The organism is Bradyrhizobium sp. (assembly GCF_049512235.1).
Lineage (GTDB): Bacteria > Pseudomonadota > Alphaproteobacteria > Rhizobiales > Xanthobacteraceae > Bradyrhizobium.
On record NZ_JBEKXH010000333.1, the window covers coordinates 1 to 7,094 of the forward strand.

A 7,094-nucleotide genomic window follows, 5' to 3' on the forward strand; every position below is an offset into this window, starting at 1 on the left:
GGGGTCCTCGGGCTTGTTTGGCCGCGAGGTTCTAGCATAATTTGGTGAGGCGTCAGCAGCCCATCCATGTCACCGCCGGCTTGACCGGGCGACCCGGTATTCCAGAGCAGTCGCTGATAGGTCGAAAGCCGCGGGCCGCGCTCTATACACTGCTCTCGCGGTTTATGATTGGCCAAGCCAAGCAGGCTCGCGCTCGCCTCTCGCTTAAAGCCCCGTGAAGCCCGCCTTGACCGGATTGGTTGAGCCGTCGAGCTCGCGCAGATAGGTCAGTCCGCACACCGTCAGGCGGTGGGTATCCTTCTCGCCGGCCTCCATCAGTTTGGTAAGATAGGCCGTCACCCTGGCGCGGGCCTCGGTGCTGGCGGCGGCGGAGCGGTTCACCAGAAGATCGTAGGTGAGCATGATGCGGTCGATGGCGGCTTCCATGGAATCCTCCTGCTGGCTGTCAAACGAGTGCTGTGGCTTGAAACTTCGCGATCGCCTTGTTGGCGAGGCGGATCTTGTTGGATTCGCCGCGCTGGAACAGCTGCACGATGATTTCGAGCAGGCGGTCGTTGGTGACAAAGCTGTCGGCAATGGCGCCGGCCCGGCGCAGATAATTCGAGGCGATGGCATAGGCATCGCCGACCACTTCGACATTCATGACCCGCATTCCGCGCTCGACCAGCATGTCCTTGAGCCTCCCCTTGCCTGCTTGGCCCAACGATCCCTGAGCCTCGCCTTGCCTGACCCCAACGATAAAGCCGGACCCCGTCCACAAGTTCCATCGCGAAGCGATTTTGCAGCGCCAAAAAGCAAAACGCACCGGACCGGAAAATCCGGACCCGATGCGCTCTGAGGGAAGTCCATGGCCGTCCGTTCTGGGTGGCCGCCGGTCTTTTGCGATGCCGGCTTGGCCGAAAAATCAGAGCCGATACAGGATCTGGTCGGTCCAGAACCGCTCGAGCCGATGCAGCGACTTGTTGAGGGTCGCGAATTCCTCGTTCGAGATGCCGCCGACCTGCTCCACGGTCTTGACGTGCTTCTGATAAAGCGCATCGACGATGCGGCGGATCTCCTGGCCATGCATGGTCAGGCGGATACGGACCGAGCGCCGGTCGACGCGCGAACGCTGGTGATCGAGGAAACCGAGTTCGACCAGCTTCTTCAGGTTGTAGGAGACATTGGAGCCGAGGTAATAGCCGCGCGTGCGCAGTTCGCCCGCGGTCAGCTCCTTGTCGCCGATATTATAGAGCAGCAACGCCTGCACCGAATTGATGTCGGCGCGGCCGCGGCGATCGAATTCATCCTTGATGACGTCGAGCAGGCGACGATGCAGCCGCTCCACCAACGTCAATGCTTCGAGATAGAGCGGCTGCACCGGAGCCTGGCCTTGTGTGCGTTCAGCGGCTTCCACCGCCGTTGCAACGGCTTTGATCATGACACTTCCCCTGTTGTCGTTTTGTCGTTTTGAACGACTTATCCCGCGAAACATTCGTTCCGCCTAATGTCATCAACCTAAGGGACTGGTTTGAAGATCGGCTTAAGCAAGACAATAAAGAGATCATGAATTTGCGACGGTGAACCGCGCATTAAGGCCGTCAACAAAGGGCTTTTCGCAACCTTTCATTGACGCTGCGGCGACCCTGTTCACGCTTCGTCTGCGAGATCTGTCGCATCTGGAAACAGCATCGGTCGAATTCGAAACGATCACGTAACAGGTGTGACCGGCGCATTAGGGTAAGTCAAAAGTTACCGCGAAAAACTCCAAAAATTTTATGCAATGGCGAAGCCGTTATTCCGCAAACGCGAGCAAGAAAAATTTGCAATCGGCGATCTTTGCTCGGCATTTTCAATTGGCGCATGATCGGATCGCACCCGCGCCCGTTGCGGATCGTGCGCTTGCAAGCTCCGGGGTTGCTATGGCGGCCGTTCGCGCGCGGCCATCCAGGCCAGCGCGAGATAAGCCGCGAGCATGACGGCATCCACCGCCACCACCTTCAGGCTGCCGCCATAGATGCCCGGAAACATCAGCTCGATGACCGCCATCGACACCACGGTCGTCAGCCACACCACCGCGCCCCACGGCGTTGCCAGCCACAATCCGACCGCGGCGACCAGTTCGATCACCGCGAAATAGACCGTGGCGGTCTGCCACGCCATCGGCTGGTTCTCGAAGGCATCCTCTTCGCCGCCGATGAAGCCCGTGACCTGGGCCCAGTGGTAGAGGCCCTTGATGACCGCGACCACCGCCATGATGCGCAGAAAAAACACCAGCCGCCGGGTCCAGACGTTGTCGTCGGTTTCGATCCGTTCCGACGACATCGCCGACAATGACATGGTATTGTCCCGCGACTTGTCGGGTGGCTTGGTCCTAGGCATGGGGCTCGCGGCTCATGATCGGCAATATGCCTCCAACCCGGCGGCCTTCAAAACTGCCCCGAACTTCGACATCTTTTGCGGGTGCTTTGCTTTTGCGGGTGCTTTGCGAATCGATTGATGCAAGATTGACGGGCACCCTCGAACTAATGGCCCCTCGGGGCGGCAAAATCAATCGGGCTTGCGCTTCGTCAAGGCCGCAGTGACGGGCGACCCGCAAAGTGCTAACGGTCAGGCGCCTCAAGGGAGAGACAAACACATGGCGATCAAATTCGGGCGTTCGATCGAAATGCGCGACACGCCGCGGCGGGACACCGCCCATGCCGCCCCTGCCCTCGATCTCGTGGTGCGCCCGCGCCGCAACCGCAAGGCGGAATGGGCGCGCCGGCTGGTGCGGGAAAACGTCTTGACCACCGATGACCTGATCTGGCCGCTGTTTCTGATCGACGGCCAGAACAAGCGCACGGCCATCGCCTCGATGCCCGGCGTCGAGCGTCTGACCGTCGACCAGGCGGTGCGCGACGCCGAACGCGCCGCGAAGCTGAACATCCCCTGCATCGCGCTGTTTCCCTATACCGAGCCCAGCCTGCGCGACGACAAGGGCTCTGAAGCCGTCAATCCGGACAACCTCGTGTGCCAGTCGGTGCGCGCCATCAAGAAGGAATTTCCGCAGCTCGGGGTGCTCTGCGACGTGGCGCTGGACCCTTTCACCGACCATGGACATGACGGCCTGATCGAGGACGGCCGCATCCTCAATGACGAAACCGTGGCGGTGCTGGTGCGGCAGGCGCTGGTCCAGGCCGAAGCCGGCTGCGACATCATCGCGCCCTCCGACATGATGGACGGCCGTGTCGGCGCCATCCGCGAAGGCCTCGATAACGCCGGCTTTCTCGACGTCCAGATCATGGCCTATGCGGCGAAATACGCCTCCGCTTTCTACGGTCCGTTCCGCGACGCCGTCGGGTCGGCCAAGACGCTGACCGGCGACAAGCGCACCTATCAGATGGACTGCGCCAATTCCGATGAGGCCCTGCGCGAGGTCGAGCTCGACATCGCCGAGGGCGCCGATATGGTGATGGTGAAGCCGGGGATGCCCTATCTCGACATCCTGCGGCGGGTCAAAGACACCTTCGCGATGCCGACCTTTGTCTACCAGGTGTCCGGCGAATACGCGATGATCGCCGCTGCCGCCGGCCATGGCTGGATCGACGCCGAGCGGGCGATGATGGAAAGCCTGCTGGCGTTCAAGCGCGCCGGCGCCGACGGCATCCTGACTTATTTTGCTCCAAAGGCCGCCGAACAGCTGAAGTCGCAGGCCTGACCGCGGTTTAGCCTGATTTTTGCGATTTTGCAGCGATCCGGGGGCCTTGTAAGGCCTTTGCGTGATCTCCATGTGGCTGCGGGGGGTAATGCACAGGTGTGGAGGACGGGTCATGTCTGACAGCGGTCGGGGTAGTACGGGCGGCGCCTGGTACAGCGGCGGGGCGAATGTTCGGCCGCACGCCTTCGATCCCGTGTTGCAGCCGGAATTGTTTCGCGGCGTGCTGACGCGGCGGGTGTTTGCCTTCCTGATCGACCTGGTGGTGCTGTCGATCCCCGTGGTTCTGGCGGTGATCTTCATTGCCGTGTTCGGCCTGGTGACGCTCGGGCTGGGCTGGCTGCTGTTCTGGCTGGTATCGCCGGCGACCGTGATCTGGGCGCTGATCTATTACGGTGCCTGCCTCGGGGGCCCGCATTCGGCTACCTTAGGGATGCGGGTGATGGATCTGGAGCTGCGCACCTGGTACGGCGCGCCGGGCTATTTCGTGCTGGGCGCCATGCATGCCGTGCTGTTCTGGATCTCCTTGTCGATACTTACGCCGTTGGTTCTGCTGGTCGGACTGCTCGACAGCCGGCGCCGCCTGCTGCATGATATCGTCCTGGGAACCGTGGTTGTGAACAATTCGGTGCGCAACCCCGTAGCCCAGCCGGCGCGAATGTTCTGACCTCGGGTCAAACCATTGACCAGTGGCCTCGGCGGCGCGATGCTTGTGATTGCTGCTTCGGAGGCTGACGAGATCCCGTGACCCAGCATTCGCGTGATACCCCGCAATTTTACCTGACGGCGCCCTCGCCCTGCCCGTATCTGCCAGGCCGGCATGAGCGCAAAGTGTTCACCCATCTGGTCGGTGACAAGGCCGGCGACCTCAACGACCTTCTGACCCATGGCGGCTTCCGGCGCAGCCAGTCGATCGCCTATCGCCCGGCCTGCGACCAGTGCCGGGCCTGCGTTTCGGTTCGCGTCATCGCCAACGAGTTCCGGCCGTCGCGTAATTTCAGGAAGATTCTGGCCCGCAACGCCGACATCTCAGGCGAGCAGCGCAGCGCGGTACCGACCTCGGAGCAATATTCGATCTTCCGCGCCTATCTCGACCAGCGCCATCGCCATGGCGGCATGGCCGACATGACCGTGCTCGACTACGCGATGATGGTGGAAGACAGCCATGTCGAAACCCGCATCATCGAGTATCGCCGCCGCGGCGCCGGCAGCGCGACCAGCGGCCGCCGCGAGGACCTGCTGGCGGTGGCGCTGACCGACGTGCTCAGCGACGGCCTGTCGATGGTGTATTCCTTCTTCGAACCCTCCGAGGAAAGCCGCTCGCTCGGCACCTTCATGATCCTCGATCACATCACCCGCGCCAGACGCCAGGGACTGCCCTACGTCTATCTCGGCTACTGGATCGCAGGCTCCAAGAAGATGGACTACAAGGGCCGCTTCCTGCCGCAGCAGCGGCTGGCCCCATCGGGCTGGCTGCGCATCGACGCCTCAGGCGAAACGCGCTCGGAGCCGCAGGATTGAGAACTATTGAAGCCGTGCCATTGCGCTTCGCCCAGTTGCCTTCATTTCCGGTTCTGGCGCTAGCTCTCTTGACCGCTCTTTTCGCCGGGCCAACTGAAGGCGCGACTCTTGCCTCGTGGGTCGAGCTCGTCGGGCCCGGAAGTGAAGCCAGTATCCGAGTCGTTACCGACAGCGCCGCCTGCCCTGTCCTTGCCGCGGACGGCGGGCAGCTTCGCATGCAGGTGCGCACCGAACCCGGCCCGCTGTTCAGCGCCGGCGTGGACAAGAAAGCACCCGTATTTGACGTGCGTACCTGCGAGGTCCCGTCTTCGCAAGGAAAGACCGTGCTTCTCGATGGCAAGGCACTCCCTGTGCCGCGCCGCGATCTCCAGCGTATCGTCGTTTTTGGCGATACCGGGTGCCGGATCAAGCGGAAAAAACACGGCGACTACGATACGCAGGACTGCAAGCACGACTGGCCCTATGCGAAGATTGCGCGGCACGCCGCGGCGACCCACCCGGATCTTGTCATCCATGTGGGTGACTACCTCTATCGCGAGGTGCGTTGCCCCGCGGGGAATACCGACTGCTCGAATTCGCCCTATGGATATGGCTGGCAGGCCTGGAATGCCGACTTTTTCGAGCCGTCCGCACCGCTGCTCGCCGTCGCGCCATGGATCATGGTTCGGGGCAACCATGAGGGCTGCGACCGAGCTGGAGACGGCTGGTTTCGCTTCCTCGATCATGCGAAACCTCCGAACGAATGCGAGAAATTCGGCTCATCTTTTGTCGCAAGCTTGGGCGAGCTTGGCTTTGTCGTGCTCGACAGTGCGGAGGCTGCGGATCCAAAAACTGTCGACGTTGACGAAGATGAGGACGAGGACCAACCGGGTTCTGACGATTTGGTCGGCACGCTAAGGAGCAAATACCAGGAGGCCGGAGACCACATTCCTTCGCACACCTGGCTGCTCACCCACCGGCCATTCAACGCCGTGCGCATGCACAAAGGTCGGGAGGTCGTCGACAACAGCGTGCTGCAGGAGGCCATCGGCCGTGCCCTGCCGCCGAGCGTCAGGATGATCGTGTCCGGGCATATCCATATGTTCGAAGCCCTGAGTTTTGGCGACGGCGATCCGCCGCGTCCACCGCAGCTGGTCGTTGGTACAGGTGGCGACGAGTTGGCAAAAAAGCCGCAAAAGCCCGAGGTGATCAATAAGGCAGAAGTGACCGACGCGAGCATCCTCAAGCGCTTTGGCTACATGGTGTGGGACAGGGATGGGATGAAGTGGAAGGGTTCGCTGTTCGACGAGGACGGCGAGCGGATTGCTCGCTGCAAGCTGGCCGAGCGGTCGCTGACCTGCAAGAAGGACTGAGGCGATTTCCCAACCGATAGGCCGAGGCAAAGAATCGGCAGAGTGTGACACCTGCAATCCCCTGGGATCGTCCTCTTCCGAACACCACACGCGCAGGCCGTCAAGGTCGGCGTGGCCTTTGCCTCCGAAGGCGGAGGCCACACGTTCGAATCGTGTCGGGCGCGCCAATTCGGTACAGAACTGGGCACGCCAAAACCCGCCGTTTTCGCGCTTGAAGCGGCGACGAGCGTGCGCAGCAGTTCGCTTTTCGAGCCCATGATGCGAAGTTCTTCCGCGTCGACCCGCTGAAGGAAGTCTCATATGCCCCAAGTCCAGCTTACCGGCGATATGCATCACACCAACATGGTCGCTGCTGTCGAAGACGACGGCAAGTGGCACATGCTCCTGCCGTTTCCCAAGCAGACCATTAGACAGATTGCGCTCGTGGGGAGCGACCGCCTCGTCTGCCTGTCCGAGGATTCGGAAATCTGTTTGATCGATTGGCGATCGAACAAGGAAATCGCCAGGCGACACCTCCCGAAGAAGACGACCAAAGGCATATTTGT

The 7,094-nt window shown here is 61.6% G+C and carries 8 protein-coding genes and 1 pseudogene; 5 read left to right on the forward strand and 4 right to left on the reverse strand.

Annotated features, from left to right (window positions below):
• Window positions 1-204: 204 nt before the first annotated feature.
• The 4 genes from ABSG20_RS25205 to ABSG20_RS25220 form a co-directional block, all read right to left on the reverse strand.
• Window positions 205-426 (reverse strand): hypothetical protein, encoded by a 222-nt coding sequence (locus ABSG20_RS25205; RefSeq protein WP_423867209.1) that lies wholly within the window; start codon window positions 424-426, stop codon window positions 205-207.
• A 19-nt stretch (window positions 427-445) separates the two neighbouring features.
• A complete protein-coding gene (locus ABSG20_RS25210; RefSeq protein ID WP_423867210.1) occupies window positions 446-670 on the reverse strand; it encodes a hypothetical protein in 225 nt (74 codons plus the stop codon).
• A 234-nt stretch (window positions 671-904) separates the two neighbouring features.
• Window positions 905-1,420 (reverse strand): transcriptional regulator LdtR, encoded by a 516-nt coding sequence (gene ldtR / locus ABSG20_RS25215; protein WP_423867211.1) that lies wholly within the window; start codon window positions 1,418-1,420, stop codon window positions 905-907.
• A gap of 479 nt (window positions 1,421-1,899) precedes the next feature.
• Window positions 1,900-2,361, reverse strand: coding sequence for a DUF6163 family protein (locus ABSG20_RS25220; RefSeq protein ID WP_423867212.1), 462 nt, complete (start codon window positions 2,359-2,361; stop codon window positions 1,900-1,902).
• Window positions 2,362-2,617: 256 nt separating this feature from the next.
• On the opposite strand from ABSG20_RS25220, the gene hemB reads away from it, so the two are divergent.
• The 5 genes and pseudogenes from hemB to ABSG20_RS25245 all read left to right on the forward strand — a co-directional run.
• Complete coding sequence (gene hemB / locus ABSG20_RS25225) at window positions 2,618-3,679, forward strand: porphobilinogen synthase (protein ID WP_423867213.1); 1,062 nt, start codon at window positions 2,618-2,620, stop codon at window positions 3,677-3,679.
• A 112-nt stretch (window positions 3,680-3,791) separates the two neighbouring features.
• Complete coding sequence (locus ABSG20_RS25230; RefSeq protein WP_423867214.1) at window positions 3,792-4,343, forward strand: RDD family protein; 552 nt, start codon at window positions 3,792-3,794, stop codon at window positions 4,341-4,343.
• A gap of 77 nt (window positions 4,344-4,420) precedes the next feature.
• Complete coding sequence (locus ABSG20_RS25235; RefSeq protein WP_423867215.1) at window positions 4,421-5,197, forward strand: arginyltransferase; 777 nt, start codon at window positions 4,421-4,423, stop codon at window positions 5,195-5,197.
• Window positions 5,194-6,549, forward strand: coding sequence for a metallophosphoesterase family protein (locus ABSG20_RS25240; protein WP_423867216.1), 1,356 nt, complete (start codon window positions 5,194-5,196; stop codon window positions 6,547-6,549). The genes ABSG20_RS25235 and ABSG20_RS25240 overlap by 4 nt, the downstream gene beginning before the upstream one ends.
• 300 nt (window positions 6,550-6,849) lie before the next feature.
• Window positions 6,850-7,094: pseudogene (locus tag ABSG20_RS25245) on the forward strand (hypothetical protein); the annotation flags it as partial.